The organism is Mycobacteroides sp. H001 (assembly GCF_001440005.1).
Classification (GTDB): domain Bacteria; phylum Actinomycetota; class Actinomycetes; order Mycobacteriales; family Mycobacteriaceae; genus Mycobacterium; species Mycobacterium gwanakae.
Map to the genome: position 1 here is coordinate 521,488 of NZ_LJYH01000021.1, position 18,562 is coordinate 540,049.

Genomic DNA, 18,562 nt, shown 5'->3' on the forward strand with positions numbered 1-18,562 from the left:
ATCTTGTTTGTAGCCATATACCCCTCTGTCGGTGAGGTCGTATATCACCACGTCGGGCCACACGCGATGGTGTACATCGGTCAGCTGGTTCAGCTTGTCACGGGATCGGTGGTGGTGATCCCCTGTCGGCGCGTCAACGCCGCGCAGCTCGCGGTTCAGTTCTACACGCTTCGACACGAGGACGTATGGATAGAAACCGATGATGGCCTACTAACCCATGTGTCGGTGCCTATCGATTTGTCATGGCAGGAGCGTCCCTGCGCCGCTCCGATCGACATGAGAAATGGACCGAAGCGGCAACCAGGCGGTATTCGTCTACTCTGCTGAGCCTGCTACTGGTTGGGTGTTCTGCCCTTGGTCCGACGAGTCGCCTTCTTCGGGGCTTCGGGCTCCGGCTTAGTCTTGGAGCCCAATACTTTTGGGGCACTCTCAGCGTCCCCGTTGTCATCATTTTCGCTCGCTTTGATCATCTCGCGCAAGAGCGACAGCATGAGACCGAGTTGAGCGTCACCCAATTTTTCGGCGCCAGGGGGCAGCATGGCCGCCAGTCGTGAGACGTCTTCTTCGACGGGTAGGCCGACAGATCGGGCTATCGACAGCAATATGACATCGAGCTTCACGTTGAGCGCGCGAGCCATACCTTCTATCGATGCGGGTTCTGGGAACTCCTTGACCTTGATCCCATTGGTGATCTGGTTCCAGCGTTGCGCCTTCACGACTCCGCCGCTGGCCTCCTCTAGGTCCTTGTATGTCCGATCACCCTTGAGCGTGAGTATCAGGTCTTGGAGAGTCAACCCATCCTCATCGCTACTCGCGTTGGTTATAGGCATCTTGTCTTCCGATCGTCGGTGGTCACTAGTAGTTAGCGGCCCTATCAGCTCTATTTGATCTTGAAATTACCGGTAATGCAACTAGTAGCTCGTGGTTGCTGAACTTTACAACATCACTGCTCAGCGCGCAGGGCTTCGTTAGTCCACCCGCGTGGCGGGCTAGTAGATTCGCTAGACACGGCATATCAGTGGTTGACAGAGCGATAGCTAGTAGTTGATGATCTACGCATCCCGTTCACCTACTAGTCACCACATCGTTATGAGGTGGCGCTGAAGGGCTGTGAAAACGTGGCGCACGATGTCAGATCTGTCGAGGTCAAGAACTTACAGCTGCTGCGCAGCCTGGTTGGTCCTGAGCCTGAGAAGCTGATGACGGCCCGTAACCTGGCTCAAAGGATCGGCAAGCACCCGTCTTTCATCGGCCACCTCCTCAGCGGCGACCCCGATCGTTGCCGAACCTTCTCTATCGAAGTGGCGCAGGCGATTTCGGTGTCTCTCGGCGTGAAGATGTCGAATCTTTTTCAGCCCGCCTCGTCAATTACCAGACAACGACGTACCAACCAGCAGGCGAGCTGATGTCCGATCTGATCACGGGTGAGATCAACGTCGGAATGGAACCGATATTCGTACCCAAGAAGGTCGCCGCTGCGGCGCTGGGTGAGATCTCCCTGAACAAGCTCAATGAACTCATTAGGACAGGTCGTATCAATCCCCGAGTGTTAGACGGACGCGTGATGTTCACACCCGAAGAGTTGCGGAGATTTGCTGCCGAGCTTCCCTCCTGGGAGCCCCCAGAGAGTCGGGGGCACTGATGGCGCTGAAACTCGGTTCACTATTTTCGGGCGCCGGAGGCCTGGATCTTGGTGTCGCATCCATCTTCGACGCTGAGACCGTCTGGGTCTGCGAATTCAACAAAGACGCTCAGAAGGTGCTCGTGGCCCGATTTCCGGGTTTACCCAACTTGATCGACGTGACCACCGTGGACTGGACGACGGTAGAGGGTGTTGACATCCTGTGCGGCGGTTTCCCATGTCAGGACGTGAGTTGCGCGGGTGTTCGCAAGGGGCTTACCGAGGGGACGCGCTCGGGCCTCTGGTCGTACTTCGCCGAGGCCATCTCTGTGCTTCGCCCGAAGTTCGTCGTCATCGAGAACGTGAGGGGACTGCTCAGTGCAACCGCCAATCGCAACATGGAACCCAACGACTCAGACCTGGGAGAAGACGCAGGACAACCTGCACTCAACGCAGCCGGAGCCGTTCTCGGAGACCTGGCCGGACTCGGGTACAACGCGAGCTGGAGGACTGTACCCGCGTCATGGTTCGGCCCCCCGCATCAGCGCGAGCGAGTCTTCATCCTTGCCTATCGCGCCGACCTCACGGCGGCAGAAGTCGAAGAAGCAATCCGATCCGAATCAGGGGTCCATCCTGGACTAATCGTCGAGTCTGGCGATCTACTTCCAACGCCGACCGCTGGCTACTACACCCGTGGGTCTAAGCATCTGATGCTGCCGTACGTCGCGCAATACGCGACGGGTCATGATCCTGTGCCTGATCGGCCAGATCTCAAGGGGCGTCCTGATCCGCTGCTACCCACGCCTATTGCGCTCCAGAACAACACCCACAACAGCGCGGGAAAACCACTGCTGACTGGTCTGGTCAAAGAGCTGTTCCCGACACCGCGCGCGAGTGACGGCAATAGCGGTGCGTGCCATCACGGCACGGGCGGGCCTGATCTTCGCACCGCCATCGATGACACGTTCGCGCTGATGCCCACGCCGATGGCCACCGATGGTGACCGCAAGGGTTATCACCCAGATCGTCGGCGCAGTTTCGGCATTGGCGCGTCGATTGTCCAGATGGTCGACCTCGCGGTTGCCTACAACGAGCCGGAATGGCATCAGTACGACCCTGCCGTCAAGCGTTGGGAGACACTTTTCCGGCCCGCACCCTATCCCGTGGTGCCCGGCAACGGGTCGCCCCAGCTCAACCCGCGGTTCTCCGAGTGGATGATGGGCTGGCCGCTGGATTGGGTCAACATCGAAGGACTCTCACGGCGCGCGCAACTGCGCATCTGCGGCAATGGAGTTGTACCGCAACAGGCTGCCGGCGCGCTGCGCTGGATGCTGGCCGACCTGCTGGCTGAGCTGAATACGGCGATGGCGGCATGAGCACCGTCGATCAGTACATACCCGCGGCCGAACTACTGGAGCCACTGGGGTTGACCTGGAGCGAGCCGACCAACCTTTTCGAGCTGCTGACTGCCAACGACGAGGGCAAGGATCTCGCTGCGATCGACCGGGCCGACCTCAAGGCATACCAGGTCGCCACCGCTGAGATGGAGATGGTCAGCATCCTTCCGACCTTCGTCCACGACCAGCTCAAAGCGATCGTGATTCCCGACCGAATCGTGTACTACCGCCACAACTTCTACCTGATGGGCATCGAGACGGGCGCAGAGTGCCACCGCTCGATGATCGCACTCATGGCGTTGGCCGCGCGAGGCAAGAGCTACGACTCCGGGGCTAAGAAGCGCATCAAGGGTCTACCGCTGGACATTGACCGCGGGCTGATCGTGCACATCCCCGAGGGTGCCAAGAAGGCCACCGTGCACTGGGTCAACTTGCTACGCGGATGGGGCGATGTGTCGCTGGCACACAAGCTGTCTGAGCTACATAAGCGCACCATCAAGGATTACATCGCGCCTGTCAGGCGTCCCGATGATCGGCCCAAAAGCACGCAGGCGTACCGCCGTCGCGGCCAGTTTGACAACTTTTCCAACAGGACACGCAAGCGGTTCGACGTACTCGCGGCACGCGCGAAGGACATCGAAGAGCTGCGCGACCTGTACATGCGAGCGCACAAGAACATCGCGCTCACCCCCAGCTTCAAAGAGGCATGCAAACGACGGCTAGCGGAGCTGTCGGCCTCCTAGAAGGGCATCACAACAACGACACCAACGAATGGAAGGAATGAGATGTCATCCAAGGAAATGACTTTCGGCGACTACGCGTCCTGGCTGATGTTGGCCATGACCGGGCCGATCGTCGCGGCGGCGTACCTGATCCGAGTGGGGGCGTTCTGATGGACACCAACTACCCGACATACCCCAGCGGCACCATCGCGTACTGGGTATGCCCACGCAACGACAACCATGTCTCAGTACTACTGCGAGACGCCAACGGCTGGAACCTTTCCGGCGTCGCTGAGCGTGGCAATTTCACCATGTTCATGGAGCCTCAGAAGTTGGGTCTTGCGCTATTGGCTGGCCATTCGATCCCGGTCATCAGCGACCAGGACTTCCACGAGCTCCAGCAGGGACCCAAGCCGATGGTCGTGACCATCGTGCACATTCCCACCGCGCCGTTGATTACCGACGAGGATGAGGAGGTGGCCGACCATGCGTGAGTATCCAACGGGCTCAATGGTGTTCACCATCTGCCCGGACAACGACAACCACGCCGTCTTCGGTCTGCGCGCTGAGGACGGCTGGTATCTCATGCAGGTCACCGAATCGAGCACGCTGAAGATCACCCAGGAGCCGTCCACCGACGAGGAGATAATGGGCGACCTGGATATGACGTGGATCGTCTGCCGCGATCCGTCGATGACAATCATCGGGCCGGACAAGACACGGCCGGATGAGTGCCCCAGTGGCAGCATCATTTTCAGTCGCATGGATGATCACCCGTTCGCGATCGTCGCTGGCCTGAAAACGCTGGACGGCTGGGAATTCGCGCGCATCAACCCAGAAGGCAAGTTTGAGGCGATGGCGTTCATCCATCACCTGCTGACTCACCACTTGGGAATGAGCGTCGGACTACCGCAGGATGAAAACGTCTTCGGTAGCGACAGTGTTGACCCGCGGTACGTGATCGGCGGTGACTGGACAATCGTCCACGTCCCCACGGTCGTCACCACCCCGGTATCAAAGGCGGCGGAGAACTGATGGACCTGATCGTGGTGGACCTGGAGACCACAGGCCTTGACACCGATGTTCACTCGATCCTGGAGGTGGCGGCGGTCAACGTCGCCACCGGCCAGGAACTCTACTTTGTGCCCCACATCAAGCCTGATCAGATGATGTTGGCCGACCCGGAAGCGTTGCGTATCAACAGGTATTACGAGCGTGGCGTGTTCCGCAAGATGCTCAAGAGTCCAGCTGACAACGTCCAAGCCTATCGCGAGCTATTCGGCATGCTGAAAGACAACAGGCTCGGCGGCGCTAACCCGCGGTTCGACGCCGACATGCTGGTCAGGGCGGCAGGCTACGCGGAGTCTTGGCACTACCGGCTGGCCGATGTGTGCGCGTACGTCAGTGGCGCGCTGGGATTCGACCCGAGCGACATTCGCGGTCTGCACGACGTGTGCGTATCGCTATCAGTGGACACGGGCACTGAACACAGCGCCCTAGACGACGCCAGGGCGACCGCGGCATGCTTCCGGGCCGCCGCGCTGGGACCTCGGAGTCGATGATGGGAAAACTCAAAGAGTGGTTCGGCCAACTCATGCAACAGCTTCCGTCGCAAGACATGGAGGCGCGCGTAGAGATCGACAACTGGCTGACCGCGGGCAACAACCTGATCGTGGAGGCCGGAGCGCAGGACCATCAGTTGTTCCTTCGTATGAACGGGAGCGACTGGCCGTTGCGCTCCGGCACGTACGCACTGGTGACCAGTCAGGGGCGACGCCTATTGCTGTCAACGCACTGGGACGAAGTTGACGACTGGGCGGTCTACGTCGGCACCGAGACGGTAGACCAGCACGACACACCCCCGGTGTGGGACGTGAAGTTCCGCATCGTCCCGTTTCACCGAGTTAGGGACCCGCTAGTCATCATCGCCCTAGAAGACGGGGAGTCCTTGACGGACATTGAGGAGATCGCATGACACTCGCACTGGTAACCGACGACATGACGACCGGCGTGCTGAAAACGACTGACGGCGAGCGTAAATCGCGCACTAAGCTCTACTGGAAGCGTCGGCGTGAGGCGCTGTCAGCGGTCGCGCTGGAGCGCCTGGCGGACCTCGGCATCGAGTTCCCGGTGGTCGCAGGAACGATGACCATCCCCGAGGTCTGCGACTATTTCAGTATCAGCCGATCGACGCTGACTAACATCGCGCGTCAGTACTACGAAGAGCTGATCGAGGCTGGATACATGCCCGGTAGCGTGACGCAGCCGACGCGCTACAGCGAGTTAGCCCTGGCGCACGTCGCGATGATCTTGCGGCCTAGCACATCTGACCAGGCGATGATCATTCAGAAGGCGCTCGGTATCTACCGCGCACCGCGCGGAGCCGTCAAGGTGCACAACCAGAGCGGCGCTCACGTCAAGGTCTGCGGTCGCGTGCTTGATGAGGCGTACAAGCTCGTCAGCGAGATTCGTGAGGATGACCCCGAGGAGGTCTGGAAAGCGCTGGAGAAGCGCAATCGCCATGAGCTGCAAGTACTCACGGTAGCGCTGGCGGCGCTCGTGCCGAATGACCGCGGTGGACTGCGCGCCTGGCTGGCTGAGATCGGCTTGGGCATCCACTCGGACGCACAGAACAAGGCAGCGGTCGGACTGGCCAGCCTGGTCCCGAGTCGTCAGCAGGTGTCTGAGTGAACGAAGTCCCAGCTCGTCGCCGGGCCGTCTACGACGGTGACGCGCGCGAGGTCGCCAACACCCCACAACTGCTGGGACCGTGCTCTCGCGGCATCTTCTGGCGACCCGTGTCAGCGGCGTACGACAGCGAAAGTGATAACACGACAGTCGTATTCGCGCCAGTGCCGCGCGACGAGGTGATGGCCATCGCACGCGAGCAGATCATGAATCAGGCTCAAGCGCTTGCTGACCTGTCGGACGCTGGCCTATACAAGGGGGAGTTTCGATGAGTGATCAGTTCACCAACGACATCCCGCGTGACGGCTGGGGCCGACCGAAGATCAAGCAGCCAGACGGCAAGCTCAAGGCTTACCGCCGGACCACCAAGTTCATCAACGTACTCGAAGACACCTACAACCTGGAGAAGTGGAAGCTGCGCCAGGTGGCGCTCGGGTTGGGGCAGCGTGAAGATCTGGTGCTGGCCGCCGCGTCGTGCACGCAGGATGACAAGGGGACGCTCAACGATGTAGCGCACAAGGCGATGGAGCACGCGCGATCATCGTCCAAGTCGACCACCGGGACGGCGCTGCACAAGCTGTGCGAGCGTGTGGACCGCGGAGAGCCATTGGGTTCCATCCCGTCGGCGTTCGTCGGGGACATTGAGGCTTATGAGAAGTGCCGCGATGCAAACGGTCTGAAATACAAGCAGATTGAGATGATGCGCGTCCTGCATGACTGGCAGGTCGCCGGCACCCCAGACCGCGTGGGCGAGTACCAGGGGAAGTACTACATCATCGACGTCAAGACGGGTGACATCACCTGGTCTGAGCGTGAGATCTCGATGCAGCTCGGCGCGTACTCGCGCAGCACGGCATACACCGCCGACGGCGACCAGGTTGACGGCTTTGAGATCGACCAGGACCGCGCCATCGTCATTCATCTGCCATCCGGTGAGGGCAAGTGCGAGCTGCACTGGGTGGACATCTCGCGCGGCTGGAAGGCGTGCCAGCTCGCCAAGCAGGTCTGGGACTGGCGTAGCGAGAGCGGTCTGTTTGTCCCCATCAGTGAGGACGATCCGCTGATCCCGCTCGCGCTGGCCTGCACCAGCGTGGAAGAACTTCGCGACCTCTGGCAGACCGCCTACGAGGAGGACGCGATTGACGATGCGTTCAAGGTCGTCGTCAAACGGCGCCTGACCGAACTCGGCGCGGCGTAATCAAAACACAACGACACCATCAACGGAAGGTATGAAATGAGCTGGCAGATGTGGACGTTCATTGTCCTGGCGTCTATCGCGGTCCCGATCATCGGGGTCGGTCTGTGGATGCTGCGCAAATCCGGCAGCGTCGGCCCCAAGCCCGAGAAGGATGGGTCCAATGACTATGACTACACGTACAAGCTGCGCGACTGGGAGAACCAGGCCGACCGCGTAGCCGAGAACCGCGGTACGTCGAAGATGACGATCATCGTCGGCACTGCCATTCTCGCGCTAGCGGCGGTCATCCTGGCCTTCGGATGCTTCACGATTGTCGCGACTCGCAGCGTCGGCATCGTGACCATCTTTGGAAAGCCCTCCGGCACAACGCTCCAGAACGGCCTACACCCTAAGCTTCCGTGGTCGAACGTGACTGAGATGGACGGCGCGATTCAAAACGACGTGTTCAACGGCGACCACCGCGTGAAGATTCGCCTCGGCAACAACTCCACCGCTGACGCTGATGTCAACGTGCGCTGGCAGATCAAGGCTGACGCCGCCGATGTGCTCTTCGTCCAGTACAAGACGTTCGACAACGTGAAGTCTAACCTCGTCACACGCTCGCTCCAGTCCGCCATGAATGAGACCTTCGCGTCATTCGATCCCCTCACACCCAAGAACGCCACCAATGGCGCTGACCTGGGCACTTTGTCGCGGGAGGTCCAGAAGCGTCTCAACGACAAGATCAGTGCGCAAATCGACGTACTTGAGGTCAACGTGCCGATCATCGACTACGACCAGCAGACCGAAGACAAGATCAACCAGTTCAACGCCGAGAAGGCCAACACCGCGGTGGCCGAGCAGGCTAAGCAGACGGCACAAGCGCAGGCCGACGCCAATAAGATCCTGGCGTCGTCGGTGTCCAATGATCCGAACGTCATCATCATGTACTGCATCCAGAAGTCGCTGGAGAAGGGTCAGCCTACCGCGGGCTGCTGGCCGATCAACGGCGCGATCCCGACGGTGCCTGTCCGATGATCACCCTTGACGAGTACCAGCGCCGGGCGGCGGAAACGGCGATATACCCAGGCGCCGGCGAGGCGGACAACGCCAACGGATTGGCCTACATCGCACTAGGTCTCGCTGGTGAGGCTGGTGAGATCGCGAACAAGGCCAAGAAGGTATTGCGCGACGACGGTGGTGTGATCACCGATGATGCGCGGCTGCGCATCATTTTCGAGCTGGGTGACGTGCTCTGGTACGTCGCCCAGACGGCGACACAGCTCGGCGCTGATCTTGAGTCGATCGCGGGTCTCAACATTGCCAAGCTGGCTTCGCGTTCTGAACGCGGCACGCTGCAAGGGTCCGGTGATTCGCGATGAAGAAAAAGCGGCTGCTGCGCCTGGTCGCCAGCGAGCGCGAGCGCGCCGACAAGGCGGCGAAAGGTGTTGGCATCGCCGACGCTGCGCGCGAACAGGAGCGTAAGCACCACGCGGAGACCCGCGAGAGGCTACAACGGACGCTAGCGCTGACACGTAAGAGTGAGCGCGCGGTGGCATTCCTGACGCTTCCTGCATTCGGTTCCATCTCACACTGCCCGATGTGTGACGAGAAGCTTGAGGATATTCAGGTTCACCTCGTCGGATGGGTCGAACCGGAAACGCCATTCACGAAGTCCTACACGGCACATGGGTCCCCCTTCATGGCTGGTGGCGCGTACGGGCCAAACGGCTTCGTGAGGTATTCCGAATGGCTCGGGGCCGCCGAGAGCGTGGACCAGGACGCCGACACGCCAACGCATCTGGTCTATCAGTGCGGCTGCGGGTACATCTTCCGCACTAAGACACGCGAGGGCGCACCGAAGGCGGTCATCACATGACCACACACAAGCGCTACGGCTACAGAGACAGGTATGACCGAGTGACCGGAGACAACGCACAGACGCGACGCCTGAATGCGCAGATAGCCATGATCAGGCGCGCGCGTGAGAGGGGTTTTCACATCACAGAGGTCGAGGCCAACCTAGCGGGCTTGCAGTTCAAGCCGCTCGACACCAAGCCGTAACCGGCTGCGCCGGAACGGGATACGTGCGCCGCGCGTATCAACTACCAGGAATGAAAGGATCAACCAATGAGTGATGACCTGTTCGACGGTCCGGGCTCGGCCGATGTCATCAACTGGGAGGACCTGGAGAAGCGCTTGTTGCTTGTCCAGCCACTTGAGCTGAAGGTGGGAGTGCCGACCAAGAACTATGGCCCGAAGGATGCCATCGAGGCCAACGTTCACGTGCTGGACGGCCCGGAGGCTGGTTCGGTGTACCGCAACGGGTACGTCTTCCCGCTGGTGCTGCAAGGTCAGATCAAGGGCAACATCGGAACTGGCCGTTTCAACCTCGGTCGCCTCGGCAAGGGTGTACCCAAGCCCGGGCAGAAGCCACCCTGGACGCTGAGCGAGCCGACGGACGACGAGAAGGCACTGGCGCGAAAGTATCTCGCGAGCGACAAGTTCCAGCAGAACACGGCCGCACCGGCTGCCGCGGGGGCCGCGCCTGCGGATGACCCGTGGTCGAACAACAGCGCGGAACCACCGTTCTGATAAGCGGCCGAGGCTAGAAGCGGATCAACCCCCCCGCCCCGATCTGCTCGTCTCGGCAGGCGCGCCCCGCTCCCGATCCCGACCATAGTGATTGGTTTCAGGTCCCAATCGCTGGCGGTCGGGGCGGGGCGCGCCATCCAAAACTATTGACATACAACGACAAACCAACGCGGAGAATGAGATGAAGACACTTGAGATCAACATCGACCTCATGCAGAAGGTCCACGACAAGATCATGGAAGAGCCAAGGGCGCATGATCAGACGTTGTGGGCGACGGTGGTCAATGACCCCAACTTGATCAAGAAGCGCCGAAGCGGTCGTCTCGTGGTGGAGTGTCCAACCGCGGCCTGTGTAGCCGGATGGGCCTGCCAGATCGTCGGTGACATCGGTGTAGTCAATGCCCACTCGCTGCGCTTCGTCGATGTCGGGTCACCAGTGGAGATCGACTACGTGATCCCCAAGGGTGGTCGTGGTGAGGTGTTCATCGGGGACCGCGCGGGCGAGCTGCTGGGGCTGACGCACGATCAGGCTTCGGTGCTGTTCCATGAAGACAACAATCGGCGGATGGTGCTGTCGATGCTGTCGCGGACGATCGCCCACAAGAAAGCGCACCCCGATCAGAACGTTCTCATCGGCCCGCGCGGCAAGCACTACGTGCCATGAGCGCACCAGCGCCCACCTGTAAGTGCGGTCACGACGATGACACGCACGTGGCTGGATTCGGCCAGTGCTTGGGCTGCACGAACTGCTCAGACATCCCACACAACGCGAAGTCTGGGCACGTCTACCGCCGCTGCCTGTGCACCGAGTTCAAACGCGACGACGAAAGCGCAATCCAGACAGAGCGGCTGATGGGAATGCAGGGATGAGCGCTAAGACCGCTCGTGCGCGTGAGATCGCCAGCGAGATACGCACGGACGCCGAGAAGGATGTCAAGGACTTCGATGGTCGCGAGCTGACGGGGCGACTGGTCGGCGAGATCAACGGCAACACCAACGGTCTCATCGTCGGCCTGGCCAATTGCGTTGAGGTGCTGGCCGACGAGATCGAGCGGCTTGAGAATCAGGCGGCGATCTCACCGACCCCTCGGCGAGGGTGGTGACCGATGTTCGCCTACTCCACGTGCGTCTCATGCAACACGCTCATGATCGTCACGGACGACGACCAGCGTCAGCACCCGGAGTGCGCAGAGAACGCGCCAGCGCCGACCTTGACGCGCGTGGAGCTGCTGACCGAGGAGTTGCGCGCGGCGGTCTATCTGGGCGACCAGCATGAGGTTGAGGCGCGCATAGAGGCTGAGCTGAAAACGATCGATGACCAGCCTCCAGCGCTGGGGCTTTCGGCACTTTTCTACGCCACCGAGTACGGCTGGCCCGTGTTCCCACTGGAGGTGGGCGGGAAGCGGCCGGCGATCGCGAAAAAGGACGGCGGGAACGGATTCAAGGATGCGACGACCGACCCTGAGCGCATCAAGAAGTTCTGGACCAAACACCCGCTATGCAACATCGGCATACCGACCGGCATCCACTTCGATGTGATCGATGTGGACGTGCCGGATGGTTGGTTGTCGTTGCGCGACATGCTCAATGAGGATCGCGTACCGGATGTTCATGGCCGCGTGGCCACCTCATCTGGTGGCGTGCACCTACTCATCGAACCCACTGGCGACGGCAACTCAGCACGCATTGCACCCGGTATCGACTACCGCGGCGTGGGTGGCTATGTCGTCGCGCCGCCATCACGAATAGATCCCCAGCACCGCTGGTCGTGGACGGTCAAGCCGTCACCGAAAGTAAAGGGAGAGAAGAAAGAATGAATGAATCAACGAACACTCACGAAGATCCCATCGTCAAGCAGGTCAACCCGGAGGTCATGCTGGACATCTGGCTTGACGGCTTCGCGAGTGGCGTGGCCACGCTCATCATGAACGCCGCTGAGGGACACGAGAATGAGCTTCCCGAGGAGTCGCAGACGAATATGGTCCAGAAGATCATCCGCGACATCACTAATGATCCCGCGGCGATGGAGACCGCGCGTCAGAAGATCTACGCGCGCCTACTGGGCCATCCGCAGTACGGCACCACCACGCTCACGATCGTCAAACCCGACTAGATCGCTATGTCAACTACCGGGCAACGAATCAACAATCACAACAACGAAATCGGAGAGAATGATGAAGCACTGGATCTACAAATTCCTGGGCATTCGGCTACCGGAGTACGACGAGACGCCCGCCTACACGGCGACGGTCAAGCTTCTTGGATTCGACCCGGAGACGCTGGTCTGGGTGGTGGCGGCATGAGTCTGTTACCGAGCACTGAGGAAGAGCTGGAGTGGGTGCAGCGGATCGGGGCGACGTTGGACGCGATGGTCGCGGAGCATCGCTCGATGCGCGAGGAGCATGGCGGTACGCCGCCGCTCAAGATGCTGTCCGATCTGCTGAAAATCACGGTCAAGACCTTCGGTACCGATGAGTTCCTGAGGATGGAAGATCTGATCGACCTCTTCATGATGGCGATGGATCGCCTTGCGCAACAGGAGATGGCGTAGTCATGAATGGGGGAGAGTTCACAGCCGCAATCGCCGAGAAGATCGACACATGGCTCAAAGAGGTAAGCGAGGAACTCGATGAGATGATCGGCGACCACATCGAGCTGATTGGTCAGATAACACCGAATCGGAACGTAGCACTGGTCAGCATCGCATCGCGGTTCGCCACGATGCATGAGAACCCCGAGCAGGGCGAGATCAATGAGCTGTGCAGTCTGCTGGTACTCGCCATCGACCGCCTGGCGCAACAGCGGCAGGCGTCATGACGCACCCGTTCACGCCCGTACAAGAGGCCGAAGCGATCGCCTGGTACGCGAAAGTTGGTGCGGAGCTTGATGTCATGCTCGCTTCGCAGCCGGAAACCGGGCCACTCCCCGCGAAGTTCATCGCCGGAGTGATGGCCATCGGGGCGTCGATGCGACCGGAGCTGACGATGGAAAGCCTGATCGACCTACTGGTTGTCGCGGTGGATCGTCTTGCGCAGCAGCGAGGCGCATCCGATGGCTAGACCGTCTCACACCGTCTACAGCTTCCCCGGGGAGCCTGAAGTGCAGTTCATGGGCATCTGCCATGACTGCAATCAGGCGCAGCCGTTCCTGAATGCGCGGTCACGTGATGAGTGGGTGGACGACCACCGTGCCTCTCACGGTCACCAGGTCACGAAAACAGTTGAGGTGCATACCGGATTGGCCCGTGTCGAATGCACGATGAATTTTCAGGGAGAGGTGATGAGACGATGAACCAAGGGCCAAGCAACAAGCGCTGGCTGCGGAAACTGTTGCGGCGTGAGCCTCATCAGCTCATATACAACAGTCATGGTGAGCTGTATCTGAAACGCTGGTACGTCATTCCGCGCAACCCGCTGCTGAATGTCTATGTCCACCAGTTTATTCACAGCGACGACGACCGCGCGCCACATGACCACCCATGGTGGTTCGTGTCGTGGGTGCTCAAGGGGCACTACTTCGAGCACACCGACACTGGCGTGATCCGGCGCGAGCGTTGGTCGTGGGCGTTCCGGCGGGCAGTCCATCGGCACATCGTGAAGCTGGACACCGTCACGGTACAGGATCGATACGAGGATGGCTCATGGGCGAGAAGTGCGAGTGTGCAAGATGTTCCAGCCTGGACGCTGCTCATCACCGGCCGGCGCGTGCGCCAGTGGGGATTCTGGTGCCCGACGCGGTACATGGTGGGACTGGAGCCGTATAACCCAGCGGCACGCTTCGTCCCGTGGCAGGACTTCGGCGCGGGTGGGTGCGGTGAGTAGCCCATGCCTGGTACATCACGTGGCCGTGGCCGCGGCCATCGCTATCCCGATCGCATCACTGGCGTACGTCGCGCTGTTCTGGGAGCCACCGCCACGGATACTCCCCAACTTCAGTGGCATCTATGCGAGAGGTGCGACAAGCCATTTAGACATCCCAACATCAGAGCAAGGCTCTGCTACCTCTGCAACGAATCACAACGAAAGGTATACGGAGACAGTGAAAACAACCATTGAGCGCCTACGCGTTGAACGTGAAGGTGTTGTGAACTACCTGCGAAGCCTAGATGCCGAGATTAAGCGCGAGGAAATGTCAGGCATGCCGCTCGAACCGAGCGAGCCCTTCGCGGTCGTCGCGTTCATCAAGGTTCGCGAGGATGACCAACAGCCATTGAACTACGCGGCCATTCGCAACGGCGACAGGTGGGTGCTCACGCAGGACTCACGTTCCAACTACCCACAGCGCTCGCGCACGTGGGATGAACTCATGCGATGGATCGGGCAGGACGAATGGCCGACCGTCCGTGTGCTGGCCGAGAAACACGACAACCCGGTGAGCAGTGATCAGATCGTCAACTATCACGTGGACGGTCAGGTCTCTGACATCGATGGATGGCTGAGTAAACGTGACAACCAACTAAGGAGCCAACAGCTATGAAAATGAAGCGCGCCTTGCTGATTCAGGCGATAGATGATGCGCTCAAGGCCCACGAGGACGACAAAGCCCGGCACTCGCGCGAGGTCAAGGAATGGAACACGAGACGAGAGGGGCGCTGGTATGCGCAGTCTCAGCCGCGCTGGAGAGCGCTGCGCGACATGATCACTCAGAAGATCCGTCACAACGAGACGATCACGAGCGCGGAGATCGAGCGAGCTATGGGTACCAGCAATCTCCGTGATCACGCCTGGTACAAGGACAAGGTGCCGCTCAACGATGCTGTTCCGCGCGTGCGGCCCGTAGACGTTGTCAGCCTGACTGCACTCCGGCGCACGCTCGAAGCGATCGCCGACGACGAGGTGAGTAGCGCGCAACTGGAACGACTGGGTTTCCGCAAGTTGTACGACGTGTTCAGGGCCGCGGCTGGCGTCTGATGTTCGTGCTGCGAATGTGGTGGCACTCGTTTCGCGGTCACCGCGTACTCGGCGAGACAGTCGGGCGCGGTGGCCGCGCGGCGTTCAAGTGCTCGTGTGGACGCGTGTGGGACCTATAGTGCGCCCGCGTGGCGCACAATGAGAGGCAATCACAACACACCCCGAGGAGTGCCATGGGTTCGGAAACCGAGCTGATCAGCATGATCGAGACAACAATTACCGGGCACTGGCCAGACAAAGAGCAGGACATCGAGGGGGTGCCGACGCTGAGAACGGTTGCCACGGACATCGCCCGCACGGTTCTCTATGCGGCTTTCCCGCAGCGCGTGCTAAACGGCTCAGACCCGAGCACACCGATCGACTGGGATGAGGCCATGCGCGGCGGCATCACCGTCGTGGACGAGTCGCCCACCGTCAAATACGTGCACACCATCCACGCGCCGCAATCGATCGTGGATCGCCTGATCGCCGGTGAGGACATGCTGGAGATGACGCGCGAAGAGTTCTTTGACGCCCCCGGTGAATGGACAGCGCTGGGTGTGGACGCCGACACGGCACAGCGTTTCGCGGCCATTGGGTCGGCGGCCGAAGATGGCCCGTGGATCTAGTCCGTGACGGCGATGAGTGACGAAAACAATGACGAGACGGTAACGCCACCGCCCGAAGACAATGGCGGTCAGGTCATCTCATTCAAAGAGCGCATGCGCGGATTCCGCGGAAGCGACACCGGGCCACCACCGGCACCACGGCGCGCGACGCCTGTCGAATTCATCGGTGACGATCGCTACGGTCGCGCCGCGATGGAAAAGGAGCTGGCGATCCTGGCGGCGACGCCAGAGGGTGCGCGCAACCAACAGCTCAATGACTCAACATTCAGCCTCGCGGGCCTGGTGCGCGCCGGAAGGATCGACGAACAGACGGCCATCAACAACCTGGTGAGCACGGCGCGGTCGATCGGCCTGGCCGAAAGCGAGATCATGCCGACGATCCGATCGGCGTTCCGCGGCAGTGACGCCAAGGTCGGCGCGCGGCAGGTGCCCGAGCGCGAGGAGATACCAGCGGCATTCACCATCGACCCGAGCGACCCGCCGAGCGACCCGGGCGACCCTGCTGGCGTGCCGGATGTCGGGGCGGCCGAGATCAGCGACGACGAGGCAGAGCGGCTACTGGCGCACCGTAGACGCGTCCAGCAGTCCGCATACGACCTCCGCGTGTCAGACGAAGGCCGAGCGCTCTACGCGGCCCAGCAGGCACATGAGCTAGGCCAAACAGCGCCAGATCCAGTGTCGCTGACCGATTTCTTGAGCATTCCCGACGAGGACGCCGTCTATCGCATCGGAGAGCTGCTACCGGTGGGTGGCCGCGCGCTACTGGCAGCCCAGTACAAGGCCGGCAAGACGACGATGATGGCCAACCTACTGCGCTCGCTGGCCGATGGTGTGTCATTCCTCGGGAAGTTCACGACGACTCAGGTTGAGCGGGTCACGGTGATCGATACCGAGCTAGATGAGCGCATGTTTCGCAGATGGCTACGCGCGCAGGGTATTCAGAACACCGAACGTGTGCAGGTGCTCCCGATGAAGGGTCATCTTGCGACGTTCAACATCATCGACCCGAGCACCCGTGCATCCTGGGCGGCCAAGCTGCATGGGTCGGACTTCATCATCCTGGACTGCCTGCGGCCTTGTCTGGACGCTCTGGGGCTCTCAGAGGACAAGGACGCCGGTAAGTATCTGGTCGCCTGGGATGCGTTCGTGGCCGAGACCGGGGCCGACGAGTCGATCGTGGTGCATCACATGGGCCACAGTGCTGAGCGCAGCCGCGGCGATTCCCGGCTGCTCGATTGGCCGGATGTGCTCTGGAAGATCGTGCGTGAGCAGGCCGAGGAGGGAGAGGACCCGGCAGCCGATGGGGGTAAGCGGTTCTTCTCGGCGCACGGTCGAGACGTGGCGGTCGCCGAGGGTTTGCTGGAGTACCTGCCGGAGACGGGCGGGCTGCTGCTGCATGAGGGTGGCCGGGCGGCGACGAAAGCGCGCGACGGGCTGCCGCTGGTGGTCCAGATCCTCTCTGATCCCGAGTTCATCGGCGGCCTTGGCATGCGAGCGCTGACGGCCAAACTCGGCGAGAGTGGCGTCGGATTCCATGCCGCGCGCAAGATCATCAAGACCGCGATCGAGGAGTCGGTCATCCTTGTCGGTGAGGGTGCCCGTAACGCCAAGGTCATGACATTGAACCCATCAGCGGCGAGGTGGTCATGACCCTACGCAGATGCTTCGACTGTTTCAGTGTTTCAGTCAGTGAAACAGTCGAGTTGAAACAGTCAGCACGGTGTGTGACTGGCGACTGTTTCAGAAACCCTAAAGGGTTTCTGAACACAGGTCGCGAAACAGTCACCCCGTCCACCGTATGGCTGACCGGCCCGAAACAGTGGATGAAACCCATCCGCGACGGATTGGGCGGTCTCGCGTTCACGTTGGGTGGCCTCGTTGTGGCAGCCCAATCAAACGCTGGGACATCAAACATCAACCGGCGTGTGATTGAGCGTCGGGAGTCGCAACAACGCTCCAGGGAGGTTCTGGGATGCCTGATGCAGTGAATCCGTCGATCGGCGCGAAAGCGCCCCCGCCGTTCGTGTCGTTCTTCGTGCCGGGGAAGTCTGCACCGCAAGGTTCAAAGCGACATGTCGGCAGGGGGCACATGGTGGAAAGCTCGAAGGACCTGAAGCCGTGGCGTTCCGATGTCGCGGTCTTCGCGCAGCAGGCCATGGCTGGCCGACCCATCTACGTCGAGACGGCGTTAGCTATGGAACTGACCTTTGTCCTCCCGCGCCCGCTGTCGCTGCCGAAAACTAAGCCGACTCCACCGGCCATCAAGAAGCCCGACACCGACAAGCTGGAGAGGGCCATTCTGGACGCGTTGACGCATGTGGTCTACGACGACGACTCGCGTGTGATCGACCTCCACGGCCGAAAACGAACCGCCGAGATCGGTGAGACGCCAGGTGTGTCGATCTTCATCGCGCCCGCGACGGAATGGAACTGGCGATGATCGGCGTGACATTCGGGGCGCTCCAGCCCGGTCAGTGCGCACTCTGCGGAAAGGGCTACTCGCTGGGCGCGCGGGTGACGTACCGGAACCATGACGAAGAGCCAGTGCATGTCTCGTGTGCGGAGCTGGCCGATGCCGAGTAGAGAATTCGAGGCGGCCTACGAGGGTCACTGTTTCGACTGCGGCGAGATGATCGCAGTCGGTCAGGATGTCATCTATGACGATGATGGCGACCTGGTGCATGCCGGGTGTTACAACGACCCAACGTCGTTTGACCCCAACGGTGATGACGAGGTGCGCCACGTCAAGTTTGTCGCGGTCAAAGAGTGCGACGACCGAAAACCCTGCGAGGCTTGTCATCTCGTGCATGCCGGGGAGTGCTTCTGATGGACTGGACATTCTTC

Annotated in this window: 33 protein-coding genes; 32 read left to right on the forward strand and 1 reads right to left on the reverse strand. The window is 60.8% G+C overall.

The window, feature by feature from the left end; genetic code table 11:
* Positions 1-332: 332 nt before the first annotated feature.
* Positions 333-830: a hypothetical protein gene (locus tag AOT83_RS04450; protein WP_057965087.1), complete on the reverse strand. Its 498-nt coding sequence runs from the start codon at positions 828-830 to the stop codon at positions 333-335.
* A gap of 264 nt (positions 831-1,094) precedes the next feature.
* Between AOT83_RS04450 and AOT83_RS04455 the strand changes: the two genes are divergently transcribed.
* The 32 genes from AOT83_RS04455 to AOT83_RS04610 all read left to right on the forward strand — a co-directional run bounded on the left by AOT83_RS04455 (position 1,095) and on the right by AOT83_RS04610 (position 18,545).
* Positions 1,095-1,406, forward strand: coding sequence for a helix-turn-helix transcriptional regulator (locus AOT83_RS04455; protein WP_057979736.1), 312 nt, complete (start codon positions 1,095-1,097; stop codon positions 1,404-1,406).
* Entirely contained in the window at positions 1,406-1,642 is a 237-nt protein-coding gene (locus tag AOT83_RS04460; RefSeq protein WP_240483010.1) for a helix-turn-helix domain-containing protein, read from the forward strand. The genes AOT83_RS04455 and AOT83_RS04460 overlap by 1 nt, the downstream gene beginning before the upstream one ends.
* Positions 1,642-2,997, forward strand: a complete 1,356-nt coding sequence (gene dcm / locus AOT83_RS26650; protein ID WP_082628277.1) for a DNA (cytosine-5-)-methyltransferase — start codon at positions 1,642-1,644, stop codon at positions 2,995-2,997. The genes AOT83_RS04460 and dcm overlap by 1 nt, the downstream gene beginning before the upstream one ends.
* Entirely contained in the window at positions 2,994-3,761 is a 768-nt protein-coding gene (locus AOT83_RS04470) for a hypothetical protein (RefSeq protein ID WP_057965085.1), read from the forward strand. The genes dcm and AOT83_RS04470 overlap by 4 nt, the downstream gene beginning before the upstream one ends.
* A gap of 149 nt (positions 3,762-3,910) precedes the next feature.
* On the forward strand, positions 3,911-4,234 hold the full coding sequence (locus AOT83_RS04475) for a hypothetical protein (RefSeq protein ID WP_057965084.1): 324 nt from the start codon (positions 3,911-3,913) through the stop codon (positions 4,232-4,234).
* Positions 4,227-4,775 (forward strand): hypothetical protein, encoded by a 549-nt coding sequence (locus tag AOT83_RS04480; RefSeq protein ID WP_057965083.1) that lies wholly within the window; start codon positions 4,227-4,229, stop codon positions 4,773-4,775. The genes AOT83_RS04475 and AOT83_RS04480 overlap by 8 nt, the downstream gene beginning before the upstream one ends.
* Positions 4,775-5,302, forward strand: coding sequence for an exonuclease domain-containing protein (locus AOT83_RS04485; RefSeq protein WP_057965082.1), 528 nt, complete (start codon positions 4,775-4,777; stop codon positions 5,300-5,302). Before AOT83_RS04480 ends, AOT83_RS04485 begins: the two co-directional genes overlap by 1 nt.
* The gene (locus tag AOT83_RS04490; RefSeq protein ID WP_057965081.1) at positions 5,302-5,715 is read left to right on the forward strand and encodes a hypothetical protein; all 414 of its coding nucleotides are present in this window, start codon (positions 5,302-5,304) and stop codon (positions 5,713-5,715) included. Before AOT83_RS04485 ends, AOT83_RS04490 begins: the two co-directional genes overlap by 1 nt.
* Positions 5,712-6,431: a hypothetical protein gene (locus AOT83_RS04495; protein ID WP_057965080.1), complete on the forward strand. Its 720-nt coding sequence runs from the start codon at positions 5,712-5,714 to the stop codon at positions 6,429-6,431. Before AOT83_RS04490 ends, AOT83_RS04495 begins: the two co-directional genes overlap by 4 nt.
* Positions 6,428-6,700: a hypothetical protein gene (locus AOT83_RS04500; protein ID WP_057965079.1), complete on the forward strand. Its 273-nt coding sequence runs from the start codon at positions 6,428-6,430 to the stop codon at positions 6,698-6,700. The genes AOT83_RS04495 and AOT83_RS04500 overlap by 4 nt, the downstream gene beginning before the upstream one ends.
* A complete protein-coding gene (locus tag AOT83_RS04505) occupies positions 6,697-7,626 on the forward strand; it encodes a hypothetical protein (RefSeq protein WP_057965078.1) in 930 nt (309 codons plus the stop codon). Before AOT83_RS04500 ends, AOT83_RS04505 begins: the two co-directional genes overlap by 4 nt.
* A gap of 36 nt (positions 7,627-7,662) precedes the next feature.
* Positions 7,663-8,643 (forward strand): SPFH domain-containing protein, encoded by a 981-nt coding sequence (locus AOT83_RS04510; protein ID WP_240483008.1) that lies wholly within the window; start codon positions 7,663-7,665, stop codon positions 8,641-8,643.
* Positions 8,640-8,987, forward strand: coding sequence for a nucleoside triphosphate pyrophosphohydrolase family protein (locus AOT83_RS04515; RefSeq protein WP_198530379.1), 348 nt, complete (start codon positions 8,640-8,642; stop codon positions 8,985-8,987). The genes AOT83_RS04510 and AOT83_RS04515 overlap by 4 nt, the downstream gene beginning before the upstream one ends.
* Positions 8,984-9,484, forward strand: a complete 501-nt coding sequence (locus AOT83_RS04520; RefSeq protein ID WP_057965077.1) for a hypothetical protein — start codon at positions 8,984-8,986, stop codon at positions 9,482-9,484. The genes AOT83_RS04515 and AOT83_RS04520 overlap by 4 nt, the downstream gene beginning before the upstream one ends.
* A complete protein-coding gene (locus AOT83_RS04525; protein WP_057965076.1) occupies positions 9,481-9,669 on the forward strand; it encodes a hypothetical protein in 189 nt (62 codons plus the stop codon). The genes AOT83_RS04520 and AOT83_RS04525 overlap by 4 nt, the downstream gene beginning before the upstream one ends.
* Before the next feature lie 66 nt (positions 9,670-9,735).
* Positions 9,736-10,200: a hypothetical protein gene (locus tag AOT83_RS04530; RefSeq protein ID WP_057965075.1), complete on the forward strand. Its 465-nt coding sequence runs from the start codon at positions 9,736-9,738 to the stop codon at positions 10,198-10,200.
* Positions 10,201-10,381: 181 nt separating this feature from the next.
* Positions 10,382-10,864, forward strand: a complete 483-nt coding sequence (locus AOT83_RS04535) for a hypothetical protein (RefSeq protein ID WP_057965074.1) — start codon at positions 10,382-10,384, stop codon at positions 10,862-10,864.
* A 202-nt stretch (positions 10,865-11,066) separates the two neighbouring features.
* On the forward strand, positions 11,067-11,303 hold the full coding sequence (locus tag AOT83_RS04545; protein ID WP_057965073.1) for a hypothetical protein: 237 nt from the start codon (positions 11,067-11,069) through the stop codon (positions 11,301-11,303).
* 42 nt (positions 11,304-11,345) lie between these two features.
* Positions 11,346-12,017 (forward strand): bifunctional DNA primase/polymerase, encoded by a 672-nt coding sequence (locus AOT83_RS04550; RefSeq protein ID WP_157858365.1) that lies wholly within the window; start codon positions 11,346-11,348, stop codon positions 12,015-12,017.
* Positions 12,014-12,313: a hypothetical protein gene (locus AOT83_RS04555; protein WP_057965071.1), complete on the forward strand. Its 300-nt coding sequence runs from the start codon at positions 12,014-12,016 to the stop codon at positions 12,311-12,313. The genes AOT83_RS04550 and AOT83_RS04555 overlap by 4 nt, the downstream gene beginning before the upstream one ends.
* Positions 12,314-12,374: 61 nt before the next feature.
* Entirely contained in the window at positions 12,375-12,503 is a 129-nt protein-coding gene (locus AOT83_RS28320; RefSeq protein ID WP_276203388.1) for a hypothetical protein, read from the forward strand.
* Positions 12,500-12,751: a hypothetical protein gene (locus AOT83_RS04560; protein WP_057965070.1), complete on the forward strand. Its 252-nt coding sequence runs from the start codon at positions 12,500-12,502 to the stop codon at positions 12,749-12,751. The genes AOT83_RS28320 and AOT83_RS04560 overlap by 4 nt, the downstream gene beginning before the upstream one ends.
* 2 nt (positions 12,752-12,753) lie before the next feature.
* A complete protein-coding gene (locus AOT83_RS04565) occupies positions 12,754-13,017 on the forward strand; it encodes a hypothetical protein (protein ID WP_057965069.1) in 264 nt (87 codons plus the stop codon).
* Positions 13,014-13,259, forward strand: coding sequence for a hypothetical protein (locus tag AOT83_RS04570; RefSeq protein ID WP_057965068.1), 246 nt, complete (start codon positions 13,014-13,016; stop codon positions 13,257-13,259). Before AOT83_RS04565 ends, AOT83_RS04570 begins: the two co-directional genes overlap by 4 nt.
* A 228-nt stretch (positions 13,260-13,487) precedes the next feature.
* Positions 13,488-14,021, forward strand: coding sequence for a hypothetical protein (locus AOT83_RS04580; RefSeq protein WP_057965066.1), 534 nt, complete (start codon positions 13,488-13,490; stop codon positions 14,019-14,021).
* 316 nt (positions 14,022-14,337) lie between these two features.
* Complete coding sequence (locus tag AOT83_RS04585; protein WP_131726912.1) at positions 14,338-14,676, forward strand: hypothetical protein; 339 nt, start codon at positions 14,338-14,340, stop codon at positions 14,674-14,676.
* Complete coding sequence (locus tag AOT83_RS04590) at positions 14,673-15,110, forward strand: hypothetical protein (RefSeq protein ID WP_131726911.1); 438 nt, start codon at positions 14,673-14,675, stop codon at positions 15,108-15,110. The genes AOT83_RS04585 and AOT83_RS04590 overlap by 4 nt, the downstream gene beginning before the upstream one ends.
* Before the next feature lie 173 nt (positions 15,111-15,283).
* Positions 15,284-15,718 carry a hypothetical protein gene (locus AOT83_RS04595; RefSeq protein ID WP_057965063.1) on the forward strand — a complete coding sequence of 145 codons (435 nt, stop codon included), beginning with the start codon at positions 15,284-15,286 and terminating at the stop codon, positions 15,716-15,718.
* Positions 15,719-15,730: 12 nt separating this feature from the next.
* Positions 15,731-17,368: an AAA family ATPase gene (locus AOT83_RS04600; RefSeq protein ID WP_057965062.1), complete on the forward strand. Its 1,638-nt coding sequence runs from the start codon at positions 15,731-15,733 to the stop codon at positions 17,366-17,368.
* Positions 17,369-17,690: 322 nt separating this feature from the next.
* On the forward strand, positions 17,691-18,158 hold the full coding sequence (locus tag AOT83_RS04605; protein WP_057965061.1) for a RusA family crossover junction endodeoxyribonuclease: 468 nt from the start codon (positions 17,691-17,693) through the stop codon (positions 18,156-18,158).
* Positions 18,155-18,301 (forward strand): hypothetical protein, encoded by a 147-nt coding sequence (locus AOT83_RS27775; protein ID WP_157858364.1) that lies wholly within the window; start codon positions 18,155-18,157, stop codon positions 18,299-18,301. The genes AOT83_RS04605 and AOT83_RS27775 overlap by 4 nt, the downstream gene beginning before the upstream one ends.
* Entirely contained in the window at positions 18,291-18,545 is a 255-nt protein-coding gene (locus AOT83_RS04610; RefSeq protein ID WP_057965060.1) for a hypothetical protein, read from the forward strand. The genes AOT83_RS27775 and AOT83_RS04610 overlap by 11 nt, the downstream gene beginning before the upstream one ends.
* The last annotated feature ends 17 nt before the right edge of the window (positions 18,546-18,562 follow it).